Below are 25,437 nucleotides of genomic sequence, written 5' to 3'. Positions count from 1 at the left end.
GCATGCCTTCACTAAAAGACCTTCGTAACCGTATCGCCTCGGTCAAGGCGACGCAGAAGATCACCAAGGCGATGCAGATGGTCGCCGCGGCGAAGCTGCGTCGCGCGCAGGAGGCGGCGGAAGCGGCGCGCCCCTATTCGGAGCGCATGGGTGCGGTGCTGGCCAACATCACCCAGGCGATCGGCGGCGGCGGCGAAGCCCCGGCGCTGATGACCGGCACCGGCAAGGACGACGTGCATCTGCTCCTCGTCTGCACTGCCGAGCGTGGTCTGTGCGGCGGCTTCAATTCGCAGATCGCACGCTTTGCCCGCGACCACATCCGCAAGCTTTTGGCCAACGGCAAGAAGGTCAAGATCATCTGCGTCGGCAAAAAAGGGTTCGACATCCTGCGCCGCGACTACGCAGAGCTGATCATCGAGCGCGTCGACCTGCGCGAGGTGAAGACGCTGGGCTTCGTCAATGCCGATGCCATTGCCAAGAAAGTCATCCAGCTCTTCAACGAGGGCGGCTTCGACATCTGCACGCTGTTTTATTCGCAGTTCAAGTCGGTGATCAGCCAGGTTCCGACGGCGCAGCAGATCATCCCGGCAGGGGTGCCTTCCGCTGCTACCGAGACGACCAACGGCGGCAATGCCGTCTATGAATACGAGCCGGAGCCGGGCGAAATCCTCTCCGACCTCATCCCGCGCAACATCTCCGTGCAGGTTTTCCGTGCGCTGCTGGAAAACGCGGCCGGCGAGATGGGCGCAAAGATGAGCGCCATGGACAATGCGACGCGCAACGCCGGCGACATGATCAACAAATTGTCGATCACCTATAACCGCCAGCGGCAGGCGCAGATCACCAAGGAATTGATCGAAATCATTTCGGGCGCCGAGGCGCTCTAGGCGCGCTCCCACGAAGGTCAGCGACCTTCAGGCGGATCGCGTGAGAAACAAAGAGACGAAAAGGGTAAAGACGATGGCGAAAGCAGCGACCCCGAAGACCGCCGCGAAGGCGGCAGCACCGGCAAAAGCTCCGGCAGCGGCAGCAAAGGCCGCTCCGGCCAAGAAGGCGGCAGCACCTGCCAAGGCTGTTGCGGCGAAGGCACCGACCGTTGCCATCAAGAAGACTGGCTTGGCCGGCAAGGTTCGCCAGGTCATCGGCGCCGTTGTCGACGTGCAGTTCGGCGAACATCTGCCGGCGATCCTGAACGCGCTGGAAACGTCCAATGTCGGCAATCGCCTCGTGCTTGAGGTGGCCCAGCATCTCGGCGAGAACACGGTGCGCTGCATCGCCATGGACTCGACCGAAGGCCTGGTTCGCGGCCAGGACGTCTATGACACAGGCGCGCCGATCACCGTGCCGGTCGGCCCGGGCATGCTCGGCCGCATCATCAACGTCATCGGCGAGCCGGTCGACGAGGCAGGCCCGGTCGACGGCATCGAGATGCGCTCCATCCACCAGCCGGCTCCGACCTATGTCGAGCAGTCGACGGAAGCGCAGATCCTGGTCACCGGCATCAAGGTTCTCGACCTGCTGGCACCCTATGCCCGCGGCGGCAAGATCGGCCTGTTCGGCGGCGCCGGCGTCGGCAAGACGGTGCTGATCCAGGAACTGATCAACAACGTCGCCAAGGCGCATGGCGGCTTCTCGGTGTTCGCCGGCGTCGGCGAGCGTACCCGCGAAGGCAACGACCTCTATCACGAGTTCATCGAGTCCGGCGTCAACAAGAAGGGCGGCGGCGAAGGATCCAAGGCGGCGCTCGTCTATGGCCAGATGAACGAGCCGCCGGGTGCGCGCGCCCGCGTCGGCCTGACCGGCCTGACGGTCGCCGAATATTTCCGCGACCAGGGCCAGGATGTGCTGTTCTTCGTCGACAACATCTTCCGCTTCACGCAGGCCGGTTCCGAAGTGTCGGCGCTGCTCGGCCGCATTCCTTCGGCCGTGGGCTACCAGCCGACGTTGGCCACCGACATGGGCGCGCTGCAGGAGCGCATCACGACGACGACCAAGGGCTCGATCACCTCGGTGCAGGCGATCTACGTGCCGGCCGACGATCTGACCGACCCGGCGCCGGCGACCTCGTTCGCCCACCTCGACGCGACGACCGTGCTCAACCGCGCGATTTCGGAAAAGGGCATCTATCCGGCCGTCGATCCGCTCGATTCGACCTCGCGCATGCTCGATCCGATGGTCGTCGGCGAAGAGCACTACCAGGTCGCCCGCCAGGTGCAGTCGATCCTTCAGCGCTACAAGTCGCTGCAGGACATCATCGCCATCCTGGGCATGGACGAGTTGTCGGAAGAGGACAAGCAGACGGTCGCCCGCGCCCGCAAGATCGAGCGCTTCCTGTCGCAGCCCTTCTTCGTCGCCGAAGTGTTCACCGGCGCGCCGGGCAAGCTGGTCGATCTCGCCGACACCATCAAGGGCTTCAAGGGCCTCTGCAACGGCGACTACGACCATCTGCCGGAAGCCGCCTTCTACATGGTCGGCGGCATCGAGGAAGCGGTCGAGAAGGCACAGCGCCTGGCGGCTGAAGCGGCGTAAAGAAGCGAATAGCGAATAGGGAGTAGCGAATGGGGGCGATGTGAGCAGGCGAAGTTCTTGGACTATTCGCTACTCGCTATTCCCTACTCGCTAAATTGATCATGGCTGAAGCTTTCCAATTCGAACTGGTCTCGCCGGAGCGCCTGCTGGTTTCCGAGCAGGTCGAATCCGTCGTCATTCCGGGCGCCGAAGGCGAAATGACTGTCATGGCGCATCACGCGCCGGTCATGACCACGATCAAGCCGGGCGTCGTCACGGTGAAGACCGTGGCCGGCAAGGAGGAGCGTTACGTCGTGTTCGGCGGTTTTGCCGACATCGTTCCGGCTGGCTGCACGTTGCTCGCAGAATCGGCGGTCGCCGTCGGCGACATCGACCGCGCCGACCTTGCCCGCCGCATTCAGGAAGCCAGGGAAGACGCCGCCGACGCCAAGGACGATCAGACTCGTACCAAGGCCGAGCAGTTCCTTAGTCAGCTCACAACGCTCGAAGGGGCGATATTGCCGGCATAAGGCAGGTGCACCCAGGGCGAAGCGTAGCCCCGGGATTGATGCTACGACGTCAGCCAAGAGTGCGACGGCGCAGAATAGAGGCCGTTCGTCGCGATCCTTCGCGCCCCCCTCTGTCCTGCCGGACATCTCCCCCACAAGGGGGAAATTGGCAGCTTCGGCGCACTACCCGTTCCTGAAACGTTAGAAATTGGCGAAAGCCGCAGTGACAGCCAATCTCCCCACCTGTGGGGGAGATGTCCGGCAGGACAGAGGGGGGCGCTGTCCCGCCGACGTCAAAGTTCTGGATCGCCCGCTACGCCCTAATCATTCGCTCCCAATGCCCAGCGCCGTGAAAGCAGCGGCCACTCCGCCTTGCCGCAGGCGCCCGAGATGGGCGGCCGCGAGGTCGACCAGCGTCAGGCGCTCGGCACCGCCCCTGGCGAAGCCGGCCAGATCGAACACCGCCATTGCGGCGTCCTTAGCCGACTGGCGCCGGGTGTCGAGCGCGGCCAGCGCCGCATCGAGCGGATCGGTGAAATGGTTTTCCGGCAAGGCATTGCCGCGCGCCTCGCAGGCGGCGATCCAGGCGGCCACCACCAGCATGAGATGCGCGGGCAGGGCGCCGCCGCTCAGCCGTTCCATGGCGGAGGCGACGATGCGCTGCGGCAGTTTCTGACTGCCGTCATTGGCGATCTGCGCCGTCCGGTGGGCAAGCGCGCTGTTCGAAAAGCGCTCGGCAAGCTGGGCCGTGTAGTCGGCCGTATCGAGCCCGACATCTTGCGGCAGCGTGGGGATAGCCTCGGCCCACAATCTGTCGACGAATTGCCGGATCGCCGGATCGGCGAAGGCGCGGTCGACCGTCTCATGGCCGCTGAGCAGGCCGAGATAGGCTATGGCCGAGTGCGAGCCGTTGAGCAGGCGCAGCTTCATGTCCTCGAACGGCCCGACGTCGCTGACCATGGTGACGCCGAACTTTTCCCAGGCCGGCCTGCCCGCCGGAAAATCGTCTTCGACCACCCATTGGCAGAACGGCTCGGTCATGACAGGCCAGGCGTCCTCGACGCCGAGCTGGCCTGATATCCGCGCCCGGTCGGCACCGGTGGTCGCCGGCACGATGCGATCGACCATGCTCGACGGAAACGCCACCTCGTCGGCGATATGGCGGGCGAGATCGGTGTTGCGCAAAGCGGCGAACTCGACCAGCAGCCGGTGCAGCGTGGCGCCATTGGCCGGGAGATTGTCGCAGCAGAGCACGGTAAATGGCTGGACACCGGCGGCGCGGCGGCGCGAAAGCGATTCGACGAGGAAACCGTGCGCCGTTCGCGGCATTTGAGGGTTGGCCAAATCGTGGACGATATCGGGATGGGCTGTGTCCAGTCCGCCACCCGCCGACCTGAGATAGGCCTTTTCGGTGATCGTCAGCGTGACGATGCGTGTGCGCGGATCAGTCAGCGCGGCCAGCACCGCGCCCGGATCCTGCGGGGCCACCAGCATCGACAGGATAGAGCCGACGACGCGCAGGCTTTCGCTGCCGCTGCTCCTGATCGCCAGCGAGTAGAGCCCGTCCTGCGGCCCCAGCGCGTCGCTTGTATCGGCGCTGCGCAGCGAGACGCCGACAATGCCCCAATCCGTCTCTCCTGCCATCAGGCAGTCGTCGATATAGGCTGCCTGATGGGCGCGGTGGAACGCGCCGACGCCGAGATGGACGATGCCCGGCACGATCTGGTCGCGATCGTATCCAGGGATTGCGACCCAAGCCGGCAATGCCTGCAGCGTGTTGTTCGAAAGGCGTCTGTTGGTCATGGTGCGGTGGTCGTCCGGGAGCATGGTTGGCAGCGGCGTAACATCCGTTTCCCTCCCGCACAATGGGTCACTGCGATCAAGTCATCATATAACAATCCGATTTTTGTATGTTGACATTATTTCTTTCCAATCCTACCGATTGCCGCATTGGGAGGATTGATGGTGGCCGTACTGACCGATCCGGATTTGCTGTTTCCATCGGAGACGCGTCCGCGTTCGCTTGCCCGCGATCTTTACGCCGGGGTGAAGGACCTGCCGATCGTCAGCCCGCATGGTCACACCGATCCGCGCTGGTATGCGCTCAACGAGGCATTTGCCGATCCGGCGCAATTGCTTGTTGTGCCGGACCATTACATATTCCGCATGCTGTTCAGCCAGGGCGTGCGCCTCGAGGACCTCGGCGTGTCAACGCTCGACGGCGCACCGGTGGAGACCGACGGCAGGACGATCTGGCGGCGCTTCGCCGAGCACTATTATCTGTTCCGCGGCACGCCGACGCGGCTGTGGCTCGACCATGTGCTTGCGCACCTGTTCGGCATCGAAGAGCCGCTGACGGCCGCAACCGCCGACCGCCATTACGACACGATCTCAACCTTGCTGCAGCGGGAGAATTTTCGCCCGCGAGCGCTGTTCGAGCGCTTCAACATCGAGGTCATCGCGACGACAGAAGGCGCACTCGACGATCTCAGATGGCACCAGATGATCCGCGACAGCGGCTGGGAGGGACGCGTCGTCACCGCCTATCGGCCAGACGCGGTCGTCGATCCCGATTTTGAAGGGTTTTCGGCCAATCTCGACCAGCTCGGAGCAATCACCGGCTGCGACACCGGCAGCTGGGCCGGCTATCTCGATGCTCATCGCCAGAGAAGGGCCTTCTTCAAGAGTTTCGGCGCGACCGCGTCGGATCACGGCCATCCGACGGCGGAAACCGCCAATCTGTCGGATGCCGCAGCGCAGGAGCTGTTCAGCCGTATCCGCCGAGGCTCGGACGACGAGCGCGAGCGAAAACTGTTTCGCGCCCAGATGCTGACCGAGATGGCCAAGATGAGCCGCGACGACGGACTCGTCCTGCAAATCCATCCCGGCTCCTGGCGCAACCATTCGCCGGCTATGTTTCAGAGGTTCGGCAGGGACAAGGGCTTCGATATCCCAACCAGAACCGACTATGTAACGGCGCTGAAGCCGCTGCTCGACTGCGTCGGCCTGGAGCGCGACCTTACCGTCATCGTCTTCACGCTCGACGAGACCAGCTACGCGCGCGAGCTGGCGCCGCTCGCCGGCGTCTACCCGGCGCTGAAGCTCGGGCCGGCCTGGTGGTTCCACGACAGCCCGGAGGGCATGCGCCGGTTCCGCGAGATGACGACCGAGACCGCCGGCTTCTACAACACCGTCGGCTTCAACGACGACACCCGCGCTTTTCCATCCATCCCGGCTCGCCACGATGTGGCGCGTCGGGTCGATTGCGCCTTTCTTGCGCGTCTCGTCGCCGAGCATCGGCTCCGCGAGGACGAGGCGCACGAGCTGGCGCAGGATCTGGCCTATACGCTGGCAAAAAAGGCGTACCGGCTCTAACGGCGCTTGCCGCCATCGTTCAAACGGGAGGAAACCAATGCTGCATTTTTCCAGACTGGCGGGAGCTACGCTGCTTGCCGCCGCACTGATGGCCGGAACGGCAAGCGCTCAGACGGTTCTGCGCTCGTCCGACACGCACCCGGACGGCTATCCGACGGTCGAGGCAGTCAAATATTTCGGCGAACTTGTAAAGGAGCGGACGGCCGGCCGCTATACGGTCGAGCTCTATCATTCCGCGCAGCTCGGCGAGGAAAAGGACACGATCGAGCAGGTGCGCTCCGGCGTGATCGACCTCAACCGCGTCTCGATGGCGCCATTCAACGGGCTCATCCCCGAAACCACCGTGCCTTCGCTGCCCTATATCTTCCGTACGGAAGACCATATGCACAAGGTCATGGACGGTGCGGTCGGCGACCAGATCGCGGCGGCGTTCGAACAGGTCGGGCTGGTGCTGCTCGCCTTTTATGATGGTGGCGCGCGCTCCTTCTACAATTCGAAGAAGCCGATCAACTCTGTAGCCGATCTGGCCGGAATGAAGTTTCGCGTCATCCAGTCCGACATCTTCGTCGACATGGTGGCGGCTCTCGGCGCCAACGCGACGCCGATGCCGTATGGCGAGGTGTATTCGGCGATCGAGACCGGGGTCATCGACGGCGCGGAGAACAATTTTCCGAGCTACGACACCGCCAAGCATGCGGAAGTCGCCAAGTTCTATTCGCTCGACGAGCACACGATGGTGCCGGAAGCCTTCGTCATGGCGAAGTCGAGCTGGGACAAGCTGACGCCGGAAGATCAGGCGATCTTCAAGACGGCCGCCAAGGAAAGCGTCGCCAAGCAGCGTGAGCTGTGGGCCGCCAAGGTCAAGGAATCGCGCGCCAAGGTGGAGGCAGCCGGTTCGCAGATCACGACGCCGGACAAGCAGCCCTTCATCGACGCGATGGGTCCGGTCTACGAGAAGCACGTCAAGGACGACAAGCTGAAGGCGATGGTCGAGGCCATCAAGGCCGTGCAGTGATCTAGCGGCGGCGCGGGCATTCCGCGCCGCCTTTCCTCTTGCGGAGAAAACCGGTGGCCTCCAGCCCAGAACAAAGACCGCTCCTGTCCGGCGTCGCGCGCATGATGTCGCGGGTCAGCACGGCGGCGCTGTGGATTGCCGGCGTCGGGCTGGTACTGATGACCGCCTTCGTCGCCTGGCAGGTGTTCGGCCGCTACGTCCTGAACCGCTCGCCGAGCTGGACCGAGCAGGGTTCGGTGATGCTGATGAGCTGGTTCATTTTCCTCGGTGCCGCCGTCGGAGTGCGCGAGAACTATCACCTCGGCTTCGACGTCCTGCTCTACGTGCTGCCGAAAGGCGGCAAGCGTTGGCTGAGGATGATCTCGGACCTCGTCGCGCTCGCCTTCGGTATCGGCATGATCTGGTATGGCAGCCAGCTGGTCGCCTTGACCTGGGGCGCCACCTTGCCGTCGCTCGGCATATCGGGAGGTTGGGACTACGTCCCGCTTGTGGCGGGCGGCGCGCTCATCGTGCTCTTCACGCTGGAGCGCATCGTGCTTCGCCTGTCCGGTGCGCCGATCGACGATGCACTTGACGAACTGCCGCCGGCGGAAGTCGCAGCCGAACTCGACACAGCTGATGTGAAGGTCTGACGCCATGGAACTCTGGATACTCTTCGGCGTCTTCACCGTTCTGATGCTCATCGGCACGCCGATCGCCTTCTGCCTCGGCGTCGCAAGCTTTGCCACCGTCCTCTATATGGGCCTGCCGCCGCTCATCGTTTTCCAGCGCCTGAATTCCGGCATGAGCGTCTTTTCGCTGCTGGCCATTCCGTTTTTCATCTACGCCGGCGACTTGATGGTGCGCGGCGGCATCGCCAGCAAGATCGTCGCCTTCGCCGGCTCGCTCGTTGGCCACATGCGTGGCGGTCTCGGGCAGGTCAACATCGCAACGGCTACACTGTTCGGCGGCATTTCGGGCTCCGCGGTGGCGGAGGCTGCGGCGGTCGGCGGCTTGATGATCCCGCAGATGAAGGCGCGTGGATATGGCGCGGATTACGCCGTCAACGTCACCTCGATGGCGGCGCTGATCGCGCTGCTGCTGCCGCCGTCGCACAACATGATCATCTACTCGATCTCGGCAGGCGGAAAGATCTCCATCGCCGACCTGTTCACGGCCGGCATCATCCCAGGCCTGCTGTTGGCCCTGGCCCTGATGGTCACCGCCTATTTCGTGGCGCGCTCGCGCGGCTATCCGACCGAGCCGTTTCCGGGTTTCGCCGCCGTCGCGAATCTCTTCGCCGTCGCGGTGCCCGGCCTGCTGCTGATCGCGATCATCTTCGGCGGCGTGCGATCGGGCGTCTTCACGGCCACCGAGAGTTCCTGCATCGCCGTCATCTATGCGTTGCTGGTTACTGTCCTGGTTTACCGGCAGATGACTTGGGAAGGTTTCGTTCATGCCACCCATGGCGCCGTTCGCACCACCGCCATGGTGCTGCTCATCATCGGCATGGCGGCGGCGTTCTCGTGGCTGATGGCCTTCCTGAAAGTGCCGGCATCGATCATAGCCTCGATGAACGCGATCTCGGAGGATCCGCTGGTCGTGCTTCTCCTGCTCAACATCTTGATGCTGTTCCTCGGCACGTTCATGGACATGGGGCCGACGATCATCATCTGCACCCCGATCTTCCTGCCCGTGGCGCAGGCTTACGGCGTCGATCCGGTGCATTTCGGCGTCATTATGATCCTCAATTTCGGCATCGGACTGAACACGCCGCCGGTGGGCGCCGTGCAGTTTGTGGCGTGCGCAGTGGGCAAGATATCGGTCTGGGAAGCCATGCGCTCGATCTGGCCATTCTATGGGGCAGGCCTCGTGGTGCTGGGGCTCGTCACTTACATTCCGGCCATCTCGCTATGGCTGCCGAGCGTCTTCAAATAGGGGTTGGCAATGGCATCGGATACGGCGATCAGCCTGAAGGTCGAACGCAAGCCCAAGCTTTCAGAAACCGTGATTGCGGCGCTTCGAAAGCAGTTGCATGCGGGCGAGATCCAGCCGGGACAGAAGCTGCCGACCGAGGGTCAGCTGACCGAAACCTTCGGGGTCAGCCGCACCGTCGTCCGCGAAGCGCTGGCGAAGCTCGCCGCCGACGGCCTGGTCGAGCCGCGCCAGGGCGCTGGCGTCTTCGTCACCGAGCATATCTCGACGATGTTCGGCGCGCTGGCCGCGGATATGGGTGCCAAAGATTCGATCGCGCTCAACGTGCTCGAGGTGCGCCTGGCGATCGAGATCGAATCCGCCGGGCTCGCCGCCATCCGTCGCAATGCCGCGCAGGAAGCGGCGATCCAGGAGGCGTTCTTCGAGTTCGAGCGATTGCTCTTGAACAGCGAGCCGACGGGCCCAGCCGACCTTGCCTTCCATCGCGCGATCGCCAGCGCCACCAACAACCCGTTCTATGTCGAGATGCTCGACGTGCTCGGCCGGCGGGCCATTCCGTGCGACGTGACTTCACCCTGGTCCACCGAACTCGCCCAATCCGACGCCTACCAGCGGGGGCTGCAAGGCGAGCATCTGGTGATCCTGAATGCCATTACGTCAGGTGACGCGGAGTCCGCGCGCGAAGCCATGCGCTCGCATCTCACCGCAAGCCAGCAGCGCTATCGTGAGCGCCTGCACGCACGCCAGAGTTTTTATGCCGAGTCGGTCAAGGCCGCGGCAACCGAATGACCAATGAGGCAGAAATGAATCACACTCACAATCACACGGACTTCACCTCGCGCTTCGCCATAGACCCTGTTACCGCCGCGGCGATGGGGACGGACGAGCTTCGTCATAATTTCCTGATCGAAGGTCTGTTCCAGCTCGGCCGCATCGGCCTGACCTACACGCATTACGACCGCATGATCGTCGGCGGCGCCATGCCCGCGGGCACCCCGCTGCCGCTGCAGGCGATCAAACCGACCGGGACCAAGAACTTTCTCGATCGCCGCGAAATGATTGCCGTCAACATCGGCGGCGCCGGCACCGTGAAGGCCGATGGTCAGTCCTATGAGCTGCAGCCGCGCGACATGCTGTATCTCGGCATGGGCGCCAATGAGGTGTCGTTCGCCTCGATCAATCCGGCCGAGCCGGCCAAGTTCTATCTGCTCAGTGCGCCGGCGCATCAGAGCCATCCCAGCCAGCTGATCCGGATCGGCGATGCCAAGCGGCTCGATCTCGGCAGCCAGGCGACCTGCAACGAGCGTTCGATCTTCCAGTTCATCCATGCCGACGGCGTCAAAACCTGCCAGCTCGTCGTCGGCATGACCCAGCTCGCTTCAGGCTCGGTCTGGAACACCATGCCGTGCCACGTGCATGACCGGCGCATGGAGGCCTACCTCTATTTCGACTTGGCCGATGCGGCGCGCGTGTTTCATTTCATGGGCGAGCCGGATGAAACGCGCCATCTCGTCATACGCAATGAAGAAGGGGTGCTCTCGCCGGGATGGTCGATCCATTCGGGTGCCGGCACCTCCAACTATGCCTTCATCTGGGCGATGGCCGGCGACAATGTCGACTATACCGATGTCGATCCGGTAACGATGGACGAGCTGCGGTGAGCGGCCTTTCCGCCTTCAGCCTGGCGGGCAAGCGCATCCTCGTGACCGGCGCCAACACCGGCATCGGCCAGGGCATCGCCCTGTCCATCGCCCGCGCCGGCGGTGCGGTGGTCGGCGTCGGCCGTTCGGCGATGGACGAGACGGCCGAAAAACTCGCGGCGGCGGGCGGAAACTTCGAGGCGGTGCGCTGTGACCTTGGCGACCATGCTGCTGCCCAGGCGATGCTCGATCGCATCTGGGACGAAACCGGGCCGCTCGACGGCCTGGTCAACAATGCCGGCATCATCCGGCGCGCCGATGCGGTCGAATTGGCCGAGGCCGATTGGGACGAGGTCATGGACGTCAATCTGAAGACCGTCTTTTTTCTCAGCCAGAGCTTCGCCAGACGCGTGCTTGCCGGCGGACGCAAGGGCAAGATCGTCAACATCGCATCGGTGCTGAGCTTCCAGGGCGGCATCCGCGTCGCCTCCTACACCGCCTCGAAACACGGCGTGCTCGGCATCACGCGGCTGCTCGCCTGCGAATGGGCACCGAACGGCATCAACGTCAACGGCATTGCGCCCGGTTATATCGAGACCAACAACACCGAGGCGCTGCGTGCCGATCCGGACCGCAGCGCGGCCATTCTGGCGCGCATTCCGGCCGGGCGCTGGGGCGAGCCGGAAGACATCGGCGACGCGGCCGTCTTCCTGCTGGCGCCGGCGTCCAACTACATGCATGGCGCCGTGATGCCGGTGGATGGTGGCTGGCTGGCGCGATGAGAAAGCGATGAGGATTTGGCAATGACTGCAACGAAGGTTTTTGCGCATGCCGGTGAGGGCGCATGGACGCCGACCCCCGATGGCAATCGCAGGCGCGTGCTGCTGCACACGGACGAATTGATGATGGTCGAGTTCGGTTTCGACAAGGGCGGTGTCGGGGCGCTGCATTCGCATCCACATGTCCAGGCGAGCTACGTCGCCGAAGGCCGATTCGAGGTCACCATCGACGGCAGGACCGAGCTCCTGGAAACGGGAAGCAGCTTCATTGTCCCATCCAACCTCGTCCATGGCGTCAAGGCGCTCGAGGCCGGGCGCCTGGTCGACAGCTTTACGCCGCACCGCGCCGATTTTATCGGCTGACGTGCGGGAACGGGCGCCGCCACTACGCAGCGACAGTCATCTTCGGAATCGAAAGCCCGCGCCTCCGGAGAGACGCGGGCGTGTTGCCTGGGCGCTTGTGCGCCGCGGTACTCAAAACATCACCGCAGGATCTGAGCCTGCCGAACCATGGTGAAAATAGGATTAATCGGCCAGAGCCGGCGCGATATTCGTGCCCAAAGCGAATGGGGCTGGAATAACGGTCCCATATCAGCCAATGACGATTCTTCAGACGACGCGGAAGGAGGCAGGATTTGAAGGGCGTTCGAATATTCGAGTCCGCGGTCAAGGCAGTCATCTGGCGATTTGCCAGGGAGTTCCGGCGTATCGCGTCGCCACTATCCTCGAAAAGACGAAAGCCAACGCGCGCGAACGGAAACGCAGCGTTTCCCAACAGGATTTTCATCGCCGGTTGCGCACGCAGCGGAACAACGCTGACGCAGCGACTGATGGGATGTTTCGCGGATACATTCGTCCATCCGCCCGAAGCGCGCCACGCGATGTTGGACATGCTGGACCGGCCGGAATCCAACCTGGTCGTCAAGCGCGCCTCCCGCAGCTATGCGCACCTCGCGAAACTGCCGGCCTCCACCGGCCTGATCTACTGCGTGCGTCATCCCTTCGACGTGCTCACCAGTTCGCATCCGCAAACAAGGACGTTGCGCCGGTTCCATGTCACGGCCGAGCGCTGGTTGGCCGAATACGACGCGCTGCTGCAGCTGAAAAAGGCGCAGCCGGATCGACAGGTCCTTTATGTTCGATATGAAGACATGGTCGGCGAGCCGGATGTCGTGCAGGAGAGAATCGCGCGGTCGTTCGGGCTGGCACCGCGCATCCGCTTTAGCCAGGATCCGGCCAATCCGATCCGGGAAACCTCGATCAGGAAATGGGAAAGGAGCGCAGAATTCCTGACCTATCTCAGTAGCCTGCCGCCAGCATTTCTCGCCCGCGTTGAACGCTTCTGCGGTGAGTTCGGCTACGATATGCCGGCCAATCCGGGCGATAAGGTCGCGAACCGGTTGGCGACCTGAATGCACGGTTGATCTGGTCCTGTACGGCTTGACTCACGATCACGCTGCGATCGCTAGCGGCTCCTTCAACTGCTTTGCCTGCTGGAGCATAAGCAGAGCGAGAAACAGTCGCTGCCGCCCTCATTCCGGGTTGCGATTTGTTCTTGTTGTGGTTCGATGACGGCTGCGCTAAGGCAACGTGGCACGCGGAGGGGTAGTTTGACCAGCTTTCAAGTCTTCTCTCATCTGCGGAAAATAAATCCCACCCCATTTTGTGTGGAAGTCGAGACCTGTTGCAAGGCGGCTTGGGTTCCATCCCTGGTCGTTCCGACGCCACCTTCCCAGGCGGCGCCGATCGTAGAACTTCCCTGATGCAGGTATCGGCGGCGAGTATCCCGGCGGAGGATCCCAAGCGGCGCGTCCTGAAGGACGTGTTCGGCTTCGACGATTTTCGCCCCGGCCAGGATGCCGTGATGGAGGCGCTGCTGGCCGGGCGTCATGTGCTGGCTGTCATGCCGACCGGGGCTGGCAAATCGCTCTGCTACCAGGTCCCGGCGTTGGTCCTGGGTGGGCTCACCATCGTCGTTTCGCCGCTGGTGGCGCTGATGCAGGACCAGGTCGCCGCATTGCGCCTTGCCGGCGTGGCCGCCGATACGATCAATTCCTCGCTCGACCGCGATGCCAATGTCGCCGCATGGCGCCGCGTTGCCGCGGGCCAGACGCGCCTGCTCTATCTCGCGCCCGAGCGGCTCATGACGGCGCGGATGCTCGAGGCGCTGGCCAGGCTCGATATCAGGCTGATCGCTGTCGACGAGGCGCATTGCATCTCGCAATGGGGTCCGGCGTTCCGACGCGAATATGAAGAGTTGTCGCGGCTCTCCGGTATCTTCCCCGATGTGCCGATCATCGCGCTGACGGCGACAGCGGACGAAGCCACGCGCAACGACATCGCCGCGCGGCTGTTCGCTGGGCCCATTGAGAGCTTGGTGCTGGGTTTCGACCGGCCGAACATCAGGCTTGGCATCGAGGCCAAGCAGAACAGCAAGCGCCAGTTGCTGGATTTCGTGCAGCGTCAGGCCGGCCGCAGCGGCATCGTCTACTGCCTGTCGCGCAAGAAGACGGAAGAAATGGCGGCGTTCCTCGAACAGAACGGCGTACGCGCGCTCGCCTACCATGCCGGCATGAGCAAGGACGCGCGTGAAGCGAACCAAAACGCTTTCATGACGCTCTCCGGCGTGGTGATGGTGGCGACCATCGCTTTCGGCATGGGCATCGACAAGCCTGACGTCGCCTATGTCTTCCACACAGATATGCCGGGCAGCCTGGAGGCTTACTATCAGGAGATCGGCCGTGCCGGCCGCGACGGAAGGGAGGCGGTGGCGCATATGCTGTTCGGGCTGGGCGACATCCGCATGCGGCGTCTGTTCATCGACGAGGAGGATGCAGCGGCGGAGCACAAAAGACGGGCGCATCGCCGGCTCGATACGCTGATCGGCTATTGCGAGACGGCGCAGTGCCGCCGCCAGGTGCTGCTTGGCTACTTCGGCGAGGAAGCGTCAACGTGCGGCAATTGCGACAATTGCCTCGATCAGGTGCCGCGCGCAGATGGCACTGCTGAGGCGCGCATCATCCTGGGGGCGGTCGCTGAGAGCGGCGAACGCTTCGGTGCGGCCCAAGTCATCGACATTCTGCTCGGCCATGAAACCGAGAAGGTGCTGGCCAGAGGCCATGAGAGGCTCGCCAGCTTTGGCGCCGGAGTGGCGCACAAGAAGGATTTCTGGCTATCGCTGATCCGTCAGCTTGTCGCGGGCGGGTTCCTGGAGCCGGATCCGTCCGGCCATGGCGGTCTTGCCATCGCCGAAAAGGGCCATGCGCTCGGCCGTGGCGAGGTGCCGTTCCAGTATCGTGTCGAAACGCGGCATCGCGCCGCGCGCGGCAAGCTGCGTTCCGCCGGAGGTACCGCCGCTGGCACTACAGGCCTCGATGCTTCGCTATTGGCCGCGCTCAAGGCGCTGCGGCTGCGCCTCGCCAAGGAACGCCAGGTGCCGGCCTATGTGATCTTCTCCGATCGTACGCTGATCGACATGGCCGAACGCTGCCCGCGCGACCTCGACGCCTTCGCCGCAATCAACGGCGTCGGCGCCGCGAAGCTCAGGGAATTCGGCCAGATTTTTCTGAGTGCAATTGCCGAGCATCAATCCGGGGTGTCGGGCTGAGGGCTGTATCAACGCGACCATGCCGACAGCCACCAGACCACGTCGTCGGCGCAATCAGCACTTGCTTCGTCTCACCGCCGCAATCGCAGCCTCCTGCTGCCGCAACCGCTCGATTTTCGCGCTCTGGCGGGCAGTGACGGTAGAGGCGACACGCCGGGCTCCCAATAGCCAGCCCGGAATATTGGTTTGCGCGACTTTGCCCCGGGTGATCGCTGTCGCCGACATCTCCTTGGCGACTTCGCCCATGGCCACGTTGAGTTCGACGCAGCTCATCTTGTCGTATTTCGCGGCATCAAAGGATCCACTGAAGGGCGACGCGCAACCTCCTACAATCACGAGGCTGCATATCATCGCTGTAGAGATCGCCTTTGTTATCAAGCATGTTTGACGCCGGACGGCCAAATACCAGAGAGACCCTCGATCCCGGACCGCCGAGCATCCCCGAGATCCCGTGCAACTGAGGCATGTGAACCATTACAATATCCCCACTCTGTCCTATGCGTCATTCCCCTATTTACCCTCCCCTATTTATCCTCGAAGAATTTCGAGAGAGCCGCTGCGGTCTGACGAGGGTGCTCCTCCGGAAAGAAGTGCCCGCCCGGGACAGGGCTTCCTTCGACGCTGTCGGCCCATTCTCTCCATATAGCCAGCGGTCCGCCTTCCTCCGCATACCAGTTCTCCAGGCCGCCTTTAATACTCCACAGTGCCAGTAGCGGACACCCGATGCGACGACCGTTTGCCTGATCCAACGCGTCATGTTCACGATCGATCGTGGCGGCGGCCCGATATTCTTCACATATCGCGTGAACATGAACGGGATCGCGAAGCGCATCGACATAGGCGTTCCTGACCTTCGTAGAGAATATTTCTGCCGGCGACCCCCACTGTACAATCGCATTGTCGACGATGGCGTCGGGCGCTGCGCCTATCAGCCGCTCCGGCAGCGGCTCCGGTTGCGCGAGAAGGCTCCAGGGCCAGAAGCTCAGAGCCAGTCTGGCGTCCGCCCTATCCCATGCGGTGGCGGTGGGGATGACGTCGAGGACGGCGACTTTGGAGATTTCATCGGGATGGTCGAGCGCCAGACGATAGGCGACCCGACCGCCACGATCATGTCCGGCAACCATGAACTGCCCAAACCCCAGTTGCTTCATGAGTTGGACCATGTCGCTGGCCATGGCGCGCTTGGCGTATGGGCCATGATCGGCAGAGGAGACCGGGCACCCGCTTTGCCCATAACCCCGAAGATCGGCGGCGATCACCGTAAAGCGGGGCGCCAATGCTATGGCGAGATCCCTCCACATCAGATGCGTTTCGGGAAAACCATGAAGCAGCAGCAGCGGCGGACCCGTCCCGCCGACCCTTGCGAAAATGGCCGTGTCGTCCAGTTGCAAGCTGGTGGCTTTGAAACCCGCAAACACCGTTCGTCTCCTCGGTGGGCCTCAGGCAACAACGCACAAAGTGACAGAAGGATCACGGCCAGCTGCCGTGCCTGGTGGAAGGGCGGTCCTGGAATTCTCCTCAATCTTGAATGCGGAAGGTGCGGGCCACTGATATTTCGATCGGCGCACCCCATATGAGCGGCAAGAGTGTCGCTTGAGGGTTTTCTATGATGATTTCGCGTTCGAGCCGGGTTGCCGTTTTGTTTGCAGGACTGTTCCTGGCACTTTCCATGGTCACGGCTGATTACGCCGAGGCGCGCCGTGGCGGCAGCTTCGGCAGCCGCGGCACGCGCACCTTCCAGTCGGTCCCGCCGACCAGGACGGCGCCACAGCCGGCCGCGCCGGTCGAGCGCTCGATGGCGCCCGCGACGAACAATGCGGCCCGCCAGACGCCGGCATCCCAACGACCAAGCTTCTTCAACGGCCTCGGCGGTTCGATGATGCGCGGCCTGCTGCTGGGTGGTCTGATCGGACTTCTTTTGGGCCAGGGGTTCGGCGGCCTGGCTGGCATGTTGGGTCTGCTGCTTCAGGGACTGCTGATCGGCGGCGCGATCATGTTGGCCATCCGCTTTTTCCGGTCGCAATCGGCACGCAACCAAGCGCCCGCCATGGCCGGTGTTCCGCGCAGCATGGGGAACTTTGGGCGAAACGCCGCAACCCAGCCCGACGCTGGCAACGTCTCGTCTTTCCCCATTCCAGGCATTGGGTCTGGATTTGGCGGGTCTGGATTTGGCCGGACGGCTCAAGCCTCCGATGAAATTACAATGACGCCGGCCGACCTCGACACATTCCAGCAACGGTTGACGGAGGTTCAGGAAGCATTCGGGCGCGAAGATCATGCTGGCTTGCGCCGGCTGGCGACGCCCGAGATGGTGTCGTACCTGTCCGAGGAACTTGCCGATAATGCCAAAAACGGCATCAGGAACGAGGTGTCGAACGTCAGCCTGCTTGAGGCCGATATTGCGGAGAGCTGGCGGGAAGACGATCGCGACTACGCCACGGCTGCCTTGCGCTACGAGTCCCACGACGTGATGCGCGATCGCGCCAGCGGCAAAATCGTCGCCGGCGAAGCCGATCGGCCGACGGAAACAACCGAATTGTGGACTTTCACGCGCCAGAACGGTGGCGACTGGAAACTTGCAGCAATACAGCAACCCTGACCCGTTACACCGGGCCCTGACGAACAGGAAAGCGCCCAGCAATTTTTTAGTCAGGGCAACCGATGCCGCAGCAGTCGGCGGCGCCGTACCGTTTGCCGAGCTATCGATCTATCGGGAATATGATGATCGACGTTGCGACCGGCGAGGGCGCCCCTGGTGCCAAGCCCTTCGGGGTCAATAAGTTGACCTTTTCACACATGTTTGATAGCGCAGTATCTCCGCTGCGTCTCGGCGGTGTGGTCTGGTGGGTTCCTGTGACAATCGCGTGCTCGGGATGTTCCTGTGTTCTGCTCTTCCAGACAAAGAGAAGAGGGATGCATGTCGCTGCCGGTCAATTCACGGCTTCGGCAAGCGTGTGATGCCGCCCAACCTGACAACCATCTTTCTCTCCGAGAAGCGCTCGCTGATGGGCAGTGTCATGCGCATCGTTCGGGATCCCTCGACGGCGGAAGATCTTGCGCAGGAAACATATCTGCGCACCCGAAAGGCGCTTGAGGCGGGGCCGATCGATCGCATCGAAGCCTTCCTGCATCACACCGCGCGCAATCTAGCACTTGACCATGAGAGGCGCCGCAGGACACGCGCGCGCTATGAGCGCACGGACCTGGAGGTCCAGGATTGTACCGAAATTCCAGCCGAAACACCGTCGCCGGAAGCCATAGCCATCGAGCGCGAACGGGTGCGCCACCTGGCCGCAGCACTCGAAAAATTGCCGGAGCGGACCAGGCGCGCCTGGATGCTGGCCCGCGTGGAGGGATGGTCCTACCCGAAAATAGCCGAGCATTTGGGCGTTTCGCAGAACACGGTTTTCAACGACGTCAAACTGGCGATGGGTCATTGTCACGACGCCATGCGAAAGCTTGGCAGCCTCTAGCCCTTGGCAGCCAGTAGACAGGCCGATCGAAATCCTCGCGTTTCTGATCATAAGGGGTCGATTTTAGGAGATCGACCGTTCTAGTACGTCAAGGATATGACGATCAAAAAAAGGACCGCAAGGTGGGGAGACAGGATACCGATCCGTACCGACATCAGGATTCCGTTGTCGACGCGGCCCTTGATTGGTTTGTGCGCCTGGAAGCCAATTCCGATGCTTTGACACGCCTCGAATTCGAACGCTGGCTTGAGGCCGATCCGAATAACGCGAAGGCCTTCGAGCAAGTCCAGGATATGTCGAGCTCGGCAGCCCTGCGCGAGGCGTCGGCGATCGATGCGGAAAAGCTGGCATCCCTCGACCGATCGAATGTCGCAAGCACAGCACACAAGCAGCGGGCTGGGCGGCGATTCGGCGCGAAGGCATGGTTTTCCATGGCCGCGGCGCTGGCGGTTGTTGCGATCGGAGCCGTACAGCTTCCCGGTCTGATGCTGCGCTGGCAAGCCGATTACATGACCGCCACCGGAGATTTCCGCCAGGTTTCACTGCCCGACGGCTCGGTCATGATGCTGAATACGGCCTCTGCCGTCGCCATCGATTTCGGCAACGGACGGCGCGGCGTGCAACTGCTGGAAGGCGAGGCGTTCTTCGAGGTTGTGCCTGATCCAGCCCATCCGTTCGTCGTATCGGCGGCCTTCAGCCACGTGCGGGTAACGGGCACCGCCTTTGCCGTGCGGGCCGGATCGCAACTGGATACCGTCACCCTGGAACGAGGCCATGTCGAAGTAAGCCGCCTCAACGATGCGGCCGATGCGGCTTCACTCGACCCCGGTGAAATGATCGAGGTGACGTCTGATGCTCTTTCGCCGGTAACGCCCGTGGATGCGAAAAGCGCCCTGGCATGGATAGATGGACGCATTGTCTTCCAGAACAAACTTTTGTCGGCTGCGGTGCGGGATCTGGGACGTTATTATCCGGAGCCGATCTTTGTCCTGGGTTCCAACGTCGGCGATATCAGGATAACCGGCAACTATCGCCTTGACGATCCGGAAGGCGCGATCCGAAATCTGGCCGAAGCCGCGGGAGCCAAAGTCAGTCGCCTTCCCGGCGGTGTTTTAATCCTGCGTTAATTCATCAACTTTTTTTGTGAGATGCACGCCAGCCATGCGTCTTCTCATTGAAGGGGCGTTTGTCGAGCGGGCAGGCGCCCTTGCATTGATGGAAGGGCGCCTGGCGATGGGGACTGAGGGAACAGCACGTGGCGGAGGGCCTGTCGGCAGCCGTGACGACAAAGGAAGGCGCCGCAAAGCGGCGTTGCTGCAAGCGCTGATCGCGATATCGGCAGCGGCGCTGCCCATGCCGGCCTTGGCGCAGCAGGCTTCCGTCAGCCAGCCGGTACGGTTCTCCATTCCCGCCCAGCCGCTGCCGTCGGCCATCGAAGCCTTCATCCGGACGACAGGCTGGCAGGTCGGCTATGCGACGGGCGTTGCCGGCGCAAAGAGATCGAACGCGGTATCCGGCACCATGCCGCCGCGGCAGGCATTGCAGGCGATGCTGAGCGGGACGGGCCTTCAGGTGCGGATGACGGGCGCCACGATTGCCGCCGTCGTCGCGCCGCGGGCCGACACGACCGGCGCCGTCGCGCCTGCCGATGGAGCGCAGGTGGTGCTTGATCCCATCGACGTCCAGGGGCGCATCGAAACGGCCTGGGGGCCGGTCAAGGGTTATGTCGCGACCCGCAGCGCATCCGGCAGCAAGACCGATACCCCACTGATCGAGACGCCACAGTCGGTGTCGGTGGTCACCGCGGATCAGATTGCCAACCAGAAGGCGGTGTCAGTGGCCGAGGCGCTGTCCTACACGCCTGGAATCACCATGCAGTCGCAGTCCTTCAGCCGGATGGTCGACGACGTGAACATACGCGGCTTCGATGCCGCAGGGCCGAGCGGCAATCTGCTTCGCGACGGCATGAAATATCAATCCGCCGTCTATGACCTTGCAACAGAACCCTACGGACTGGAACGGCTCGACGTGCTGCGAGGCGCCTCCTCGATGCTTTACGGTCAGCTTGCGCCTGGTGGCGTCATCAACGGCATATCCAAGCGCCCAACCGACACGCCGCTGCATGAAGTAAACGTCGAATATGGCAGTTATAACCGCAAGCAGGTTTCGGGCGATTTCGGTGGGCCGCTCAATGCCGACGGCACGCTGCTCTACCGCCTCACAGGGCTTGTCCGGGACGCGGACAATTGGGTGGAGGACACGCCGGACGACAAGGTCTACATCGCCCCGGCGCTGACCTTCAAACCCGATGACGCCACGCAGCTTACGCTTCTCGCCAACTACCAGCATGTGAAGACGCGGTTTTCGACACCGCTCATGCTGGAGGATGTCTCAACCGGCCGCATCCCGCGCGACCTGTTCCTGGGCGAGCCGGATTTCGACACCTATGAGGGCGACAGCTGGTCCGCCGGCTATCTGTTCGACCACGAGTTCGACAACGGAATCAAATTCCATAGCAAGGCTCGATATTTTGCTTCCGACGTCCAGTGGGACTACATGATCGGCAACCTCGCGCCCGTTACTGACGGGCAGCTTTACCGACTTGCCAGTGTCCGTGACGAGAAATCCAGTGGCCTGACGGCCGACAACTCGCTGGAGAAGACCTTCGAGTTTGGCGATTGGGAACATAACGTGCTGGCCGGCTTCGACTACTACCGGCGCGGCTATGATACGCACCGTTATCGCGGAACCGACTACATTCCTCTGGATGTCGATAATCCCGTCTATTCCGGCGCGCCCGTTATCGACTATTCGATCGACAGGGGTACCGATACGACAGCCAACAATTACGGCGTCTATCTGCAGGACCAGATCAAGTTTAGGGAAAAATGGGTCTTTCTGTTCGGCGGGCGCTATGACCGGGCGGACAGCGAGACGACGTCCTATCAGAGCGGCGATGTGACGGAGCAGGACGATGACGCCTTCACCGGGCGTGCTGGGCTCGTCTATCTCTTCGACAACGGCATTGCCCCCTATGTCAGCGTCAGCCAGTCCTTCCTGCCGCAGGCGGGTGTGGATTCGCGAACAGGCGACGCGCTGGTCCCGACCAAGGGTCTGCAATATGAGGTCGGCGTCCGCTATCAGCCGGCCGATTCCAACCTGCTGCTCAGCGCCGCGATCTATGACCTCACCCAGACCGATCTCGTCAGCTATGATCCCTTTACCTTCCTGCCCTATCAAGTGGGCAAGGTGCGCTCGCGAGGCCTTGAGCTCGAAGCGCGCGGGCAGTTCGACGAACTCGGCCTGGTTGCGGCTTACGCCTATACGGACACCAGGATCCTGGAGAGCGCCGTGCCCACCGAAATCGGCCAGCAGGAAGAGCTCACGCCGCGCAATACGTTTTCCATCTGGGCCGACTACCGCATGGATACGCTCGGGCTGACAGGGCTGACGCTGGGCGGCGGCCTGCGTTACATCGGCAAGACGAACCTGCTCGATAGTGCCGAGGACGTGCCTGGCTACCTGCTTGCCGACGCCATGGTCAAATATGATTTTGGGGCAGTCGATCCGAAGTTCGAGGGTACGACGCTGAACGTCAATGCCCGCAACCTGTTCGACAAGCAATATTACACCTGCGCAGGCGCAACCGGCTGCCGCTATGGCGAGCCGCTGACGGTGACGGCAACGCTTTCGCGCAAATGGTGAAGTCGTGCGGCGAGGTCTCCTTCACCGGCGGGCTCTGATCGGGGCGGCACTCACCGCCCCTTTCGTCTTGTCCGGCCAGTGCAAGGCGCTTGCCGCGTCAGCGCGGCGGGTGGTTTGCCTCGATCTGCTGCCCACGGAGCTTTTGCTGACGCTGGGCATAACGCCGCTGGCCATCGCCAACCGTGCCCTTTACATCAGGCTGGTGGCAGAACCCGCTTTGCCGGAAGGGGTCGACGATCTCGGGCCGCTGACTGAGCCCAATGCCGAGTTCCTGCAGATATTGCGGCCGGAGCTTATCCTGCTCGCATCATGGCAGCAGCCGGTGCTGCAACGGCTCTCGGCAATAGCTCCGCTGCTCCCGCTGCAGAGTTCCGCCGGGAAGACGCCGGCGGTCGCCCATATGATCAACCTGCTGCGCGAAGTCGGTTCGGTCACGGATCGGACGACTGAGGCAGCACTCTGGGCGGAGCGCGCCGAGGAAACTCTGGCGCAGGCGAAGCAGGCGTTGGCGTCGCGCTCGGGAAGAGCGCTCTATGTCTGCCGCTTTGCCGCCAATGGCCGCAATGTGGCGGTGTTCGGCGGCAACGGCCTGATCGGCGACGTCCTCCTGCAGCTCGGCTTGAAGAATGCCTGGCAAGGCAGGGTGAACGCTTCCGGCGTGGTTTCCGCCGGTATCGAGCAGCTGGCCGCCGATCCCGAAGCGCGGATCGTCCATTTCGATCGTGGCGCCGAGACGATCGAAGCCATGCGCAACCTCGCGCAGAGCTCGCTGTGGAATGCGCTGCCGGCGGTGCGCCAAGGGCGCGTCACCGCCATGCCGGTGATCTATCCGAGCGGCGGCGTCTTCAGCGCCATCCGCTTGGCGCGGCAGCTTGCCGAGATCCTCCCGCAAGAGAGGAACGCCAATGGCTGACACGGTTCTTGTCCAGCCCTTGTCCGGGGTCAACCGTGCGCCGCTGTTGGGTACCGTCATCATCCTGGTGGCAACGCTGTTTCTCGCCGCCAATCTGCATGCGCTGCTGCCGTTCAATGCCTGGAGCAGCGTGTTGCTGACGCAGGAGGAGGGCAATCTTCGCCAATTGATGGCGCGCGACGTTCTGCTGCCGCGTTTTGCGGTGGCGCTTTGCTGCGGGGCGGGGCTTGGTCTCGCGGGCACGCTTTTCCAGCAGGTGCTGCGCAATCCGCTGGCCGAGCCCAGCACTTTGGGCGTCTTTGCCGGCGCTAAATGCAGTCTGGTCGTAGCCACGCTCTGGGCGCCGCAGCTTCTCGTCCTGGGCTGGGATTTCGCCGCGCTCATCGGCGCTACCGCAGCGATACTCCTCGTATTCGCTCTGTCGGCGCGGCGCGGGTTTTCGCCGCTGTCGCTCGTTTTATCCGGCCTGGTCGTTTCGCTGAGCCTCGGTTCTTTCGGATCGATGCTGATGATGACCCATTTCGATGCGGTCAACGATCTCTATATGTGGGAGGCGGGGTCGCTGGTGCAGAACAGCTGGAGCACCACGCTTGGCCTGCTGCCGCGACTGGCTGTAGCGCTGGCGGCGGCCGCATTGCTTTCGCGGCGGCTCGCACTGCTCGACCTCGATGAGGCGGGCGCGCGCAGCCTTGGCGTGCCGCTGCTTTCTACCCGTTTGCTGGGGCTTGGCATTGCGGTGGTGCTCAGCGCCATGATTGCGGCGGCGGTCGGCCTCATCGGCTTCGTCGGCCTTGCCGCCCCGACGATCGCGCGCCATGCCGGGGCGCGGCTGTTCGGTGAAAGGCTGCTGACCGCGCCGCTGATCGGCGCCGGCCTGCTTGCGGTTACCGACCAGGCGCTCGTCTTCATGACCGGCGGCGTGGAAGTGCCGGCGGGTGCGATCACGGCCATTTTCGGCGCCCCGCTTCTCATCTGGCTGATGAGGCAGATTCGCCCGGCCGCCGAGGGGCCGGCACCGAGCGGGCCTACAGCCCAGGCTTTTCCCATGGCCGTCACCGATCGGTCGAAAATCCTGCTTGGGCTTGCGGTGCTTTTGGTGATTGCCACAGCACTTTTCGTCGGCCGAACCGCTGAGGGCTGGCACATCGCTTTCGGTGGGGATTTTGCCGATCTCATGCCGTGGCGGCTGCCGCGTGTTGCCGCGGCTGCGATGGCGGGGCTCATGCTGGCGCTCGCCGGCCTGCTGATCCAGAAGATCACCGGAAATGCGCTGGCCAGCCCCGAGCTGCTCGGCGTTTCCTCCGGTGCTGGGATTTTCCTGATCCTCGCAGCGTTCCTGCTGCCGCCGATGGATCGCGTCTCAATGGCGCTTTTCGCTTCCTGCGGCGCCTTCGTAATGCTGATGACGGTGCTGTGGCTCAGCCGTCGCTCGACCTTTTCGTCCGAGCATCTTCTTTTGACCGGTGTGGCGCTCGGCTCGATCGTCGCCTCGATGCTGACCTATCTCACCGCCCTTGGCGATCCCCGCATTCTCAACGTGCTCGTCTGGCTGTCGGGTTCGACCTATGCCGTAACGCCGGGCCAGGCGGCCTTCGCCTGTCTTCCTGCCCTCGCGGCACTGGCCATTGTGCCGTTCGTATCGCGCTGGCTCGCCATTCTGCCGCTCGGCCGTGCTGCCAGCGCTGGGCTCGGCGTGCCGGAATGGCAAAGCCGGATCCTGCTGCTTCTGGTTGCGGCGGTCTTGACGGGCGCCGCCACCGTGCTCGCAGGACCGTTGAGTTTCGTCGGCCTGATGGGGCCGCATCTCGCCAGGCTGAGCGGGTTCAGGAAACCGGTCGCGCAGGCCTATGCCGCCGCCCTCATCGGCGCGGCGCTGATGGTGCTCGCCGACTGGATCGGCAGGACGATCGCCTTTCCGTGGCAGGTGCCGGCCGGCTTGGTGTCGACTGTCATTGGAGGGGCGTTCTATGCGGCGCTGCTTGCACGGCGATGATCCCGG

At 63.1% G+C, this 25,437-nt stretch carries 22 protein-coding genes; 19 read left to right on the top strand and 3 right to left on the bottom strand.

The window, feature by feature from the left end; genetic code table 11:
- Positions 1-2 precede the first annotated feature (2 nt).
- The 3 genes from NKH73_RS04175 to NKH73_RS04165 all read left to right on the top strand — a co-directional run bounded on the left by NKH73_RS04175 (position 3) and on the right by NKH73_RS04165 (position 3,038).
- Positions 3-887: a F0F1 ATP synthase subunit gamma gene (locus tag NKH73_RS04175; protein ID WP_352928383.1), complete on the top strand. Its 885-nt coding sequence runs from the start codon at positions 3-5 to the stop codon at positions 885-887.
- A gap of 73 nt (positions 888-960) precedes the next feature.
- Positions 961-2,529 (top strand): F0F1 ATP synthase subunit beta, encoded by a 1,569-nt coding sequence (gene atpD, locus NKH73_RS04170; RefSeq protein WP_352928381.1) that lies wholly within the window; start codon positions 961-963, stop codon positions 2,527-2,529.
- Positions 2,530-2,630: 101 nt separating this feature from the next.
- Positions 2,631-3,038: a F0F1 ATP synthase subunit epsilon gene (locus NKH73_RS04165; RefSeq protein ID WP_352928380.1), complete on the top strand. Its 408-nt coding sequence runs from the start codon at positions 2,631-2,633 to the stop codon at positions 3,036-3,038.
- Positions 3,039-3,341: 303 nt separating this feature from the next.
- Here NKH73_RS04165 and NKH73_RS04160 read toward each other — a convergent pair whose 3' ends face one another.
- Positions 3,342-4,820, bottom strand: a complete 1,479-nt coding sequence (locus NKH73_RS04160) for a mannitol dehydrogenase family protein (protein WP_352928379.1) — start codon at positions 4,818-4,820, stop codon at positions 3,342-3,344.
- 162 nt (positions 4,821-4,982) lie between these two features.
- Here NKH73_RS04160 and uxaC point away from each other — a divergent pair, with 162 nt between their 5' ends.
- The 10 genes from uxaC (at position 4,983) to recQ (ending at position 15,347) form a co-directional block, all read left to right on the top strand.
- Positions 4,983-6,392: a glucuronate isomerase gene (uxaC, locus tag NKH73_RS04155; protein WP_352928775.1), complete on the top strand. Its 1,410-nt coding sequence runs from the start codon at positions 4,983-4,985 to the stop codon at positions 6,390-6,392.
- 37 nt (positions 6,393-6,429) lie between these two features.
- On the top strand, positions 6,430-7,407 hold the full coding sequence (locus NKH73_RS04150; protein ID WP_352928378.1) for a TRAP transporter substrate-binding protein: 978 nt from the start codon (positions 6,430-6,432) through the stop codon (positions 7,405-7,407).
- A 101-nt stretch (positions 7,408-7,508) separates the two neighbouring features.
- Positions 7,509-8,039, top strand: coding sequence for a TRAP transporter small permease (locus NKH73_RS04145; protein WP_352928773.1), 531 nt, complete (start codon positions 7,509-7,511; stop codon positions 8,037-8,039).
- 4 nt (positions 8,040-8,043) lie between these two features.
- A complete protein-coding gene (locus NKH73_RS04140) occupies positions 8,044-9,324 on the top strand; it encodes a TRAP transporter large permease (protein ID WP_352928376.1) in 1,281 nt (426 codons plus the stop codon).
- A 9-nt stretch (positions 9,325-9,333) separates the two neighbouring features.
- Entirely contained in the window at positions 9,334-10,110 is a 777-nt protein-coding gene (locus NKH73_RS04135) for a FadR/GntR family transcriptional regulator (RefSeq protein WP_352928374.1), read from the top strand.
- Positions 10,111-10,124: 14 nt separating this feature from the next.
- A complete protein-coding gene (gene kduI / locus NKH73_RS04130; RefSeq protein WP_352928372.1) occupies positions 10,125-10,982 on the top strand; it encodes a 5-dehydro-4-deoxy-D-glucuronate isomerase in 858 nt (285 codons plus the stop codon).
- Positions 10,979-11,743, top strand: a complete 765-nt coding sequence (kduD, locus tag NKH73_RS04125; protein WP_352928370.1) for a 2-dehydro-3-deoxy-D-gluconate 5-dehydrogenase KduD — start codon at positions 10,979-10,981, stop codon at positions 11,741-11,743. The genes kduI and kduD overlap by 4 nt, the downstream gene beginning before the upstream one ends.
- Before the next feature lie 21 nt (positions 11,744-11,764).
- The gene (locus tag NKH73_RS04120; RefSeq protein WP_352928366.1) at positions 11,765-12,103 is read left to right on the top strand and encodes a cupin domain-containing protein; all 339 of its coding nucleotides are present in this window, start codon (positions 11,765-11,767) and stop codon (positions 12,101-12,103) included.
- Between the two features lie 272 nt (positions 12,104-12,375).
- Positions 12,376-13,152, top strand: coding sequence for a sulfotransferase family protein (locus tag NKH73_RS04115; RefSeq protein WP_352928364.1), 777 nt, complete (start codon positions 12,376-12,378; stop codon positions 13,150-13,152).
- 350 nt (positions 13,153-13,502) lie between these two features.
- A complete protein-coding gene (gene recQ / locus NKH73_RS04110) occupies positions 13,503-15,347 on the top strand; it encodes a DNA helicase RecQ (protein WP_352928362.1) in 1,845 nt (614 codons plus the stop codon).
- Between the two features lie 54 nt (positions 15,348-15,401).
- Here the strand turns inward: recQ and NKH73_RS04105 are convergent, their stop codons facing one another.
- A complete protein-coding gene (locus NKH73_RS04105) occupies positions 15,402-15,620 on the bottom strand; it encodes a hypothetical protein (protein WP_352928360.1) in 219 nt (72 codons plus the stop codon).
- Between the two features lie 251 nt (positions 15,621-15,871).
- On the bottom strand, positions 15,872-16,765 hold the full coding sequence (locus NKH73_RS04100; RefSeq protein ID WP_352928358.1) for an alpha/beta fold hydrolase: 894 nt from the start codon (positions 16,763-16,765) through the stop codon (positions 15,872-15,874).
- 191 nt (positions 16,766-16,956) lie between these two features.
- Here NKH73_RS04100 and NKH73_RS04095 point away from each other — a divergent pair, with 191 nt between their 5' ends.
- From NKH73_RS04095 to fhuB, 6 genes are all read left to right on the top strand, one after another.
- On the top strand, positions 16,957-17,946 hold the full coding sequence (locus NKH73_RS04095) for a Tim44 domain-containing protein (RefSeq protein ID WP_352928771.1): 990 nt from the start codon (positions 16,957-16,959) through the stop codon (positions 17,944-17,946).
- Between the two features lie 358 nt (positions 17,947-18,304).
- Positions 18,305-18,820: an RNA polymerase sigma factor gene (locus NKH73_RS04090; protein WP_352928356.1), complete on the top strand. Its 516-nt coding sequence runs from the start codon at positions 18,305-18,307 to the stop codon at positions 18,818-18,820.
- A gap of 122 nt (positions 18,821-18,942) precedes the next feature.
- Positions 18,943-19,947 (top strand): FecR family protein, encoded by a 1,005-nt coding sequence (locus NKH73_RS04085; RefSeq protein WP_352928354.1) that lies wholly within the window; start codon positions 18,943-18,945, stop codon positions 19,945-19,947.
- 34 nt (positions 19,948-19,981) lie between these two features.
- Positions 19,982-22,525: a TonB-dependent siderophore receptor gene (locus NKH73_RS04080; protein ID WP_352928352.1), complete on the top strand. Its 2,544-nt coding sequence runs from the start codon at positions 19,982-19,984 to the stop codon at positions 22,523-22,525.
- 4 nt (positions 22,526-22,529) lie between these two features.
- On the top strand, positions 22,530-23,438 hold the full coding sequence (locus tag NKH73_RS04075; RefSeq protein ID WP_352928350.1) for an ABC transporter substrate-binding protein: 909 nt from the start codon (positions 22,530-22,532) through the stop codon (positions 23,436-23,438).
- Positions 23,431-25,431, top strand: coding sequence for a Fe(3+)-hydroxamate ABC transporter permease FhuB (gene fhuB, locus NKH73_RS04070; RefSeq protein ID WP_352928348.1), 2,001 nt, complete (start codon positions 23,431-23,433; stop codon positions 25,429-25,431). Before NKH73_RS04075 ends, fhuB begins: the two co-directional genes overlap by 8 nt.
- The last annotated feature ends 6 nt before the right edge of the window (positions 25,432-25,437 follow it).

This window comes from Mesorhizobium sp. M0938 (assembly GCF_040319125.1).
GTDB classification, from domain to species: domain Bacteria; phylum Pseudomonadota; class Alphaproteobacteria; order Rhizobiales; family Rhizobiaceae; genus Mesorhizobium; species Mesorhizobium robiniae.
Note: the sequence above shows the minus strand (reverse complement) of the source record. Positions and strands in the feature narration are given on the sequence as shown.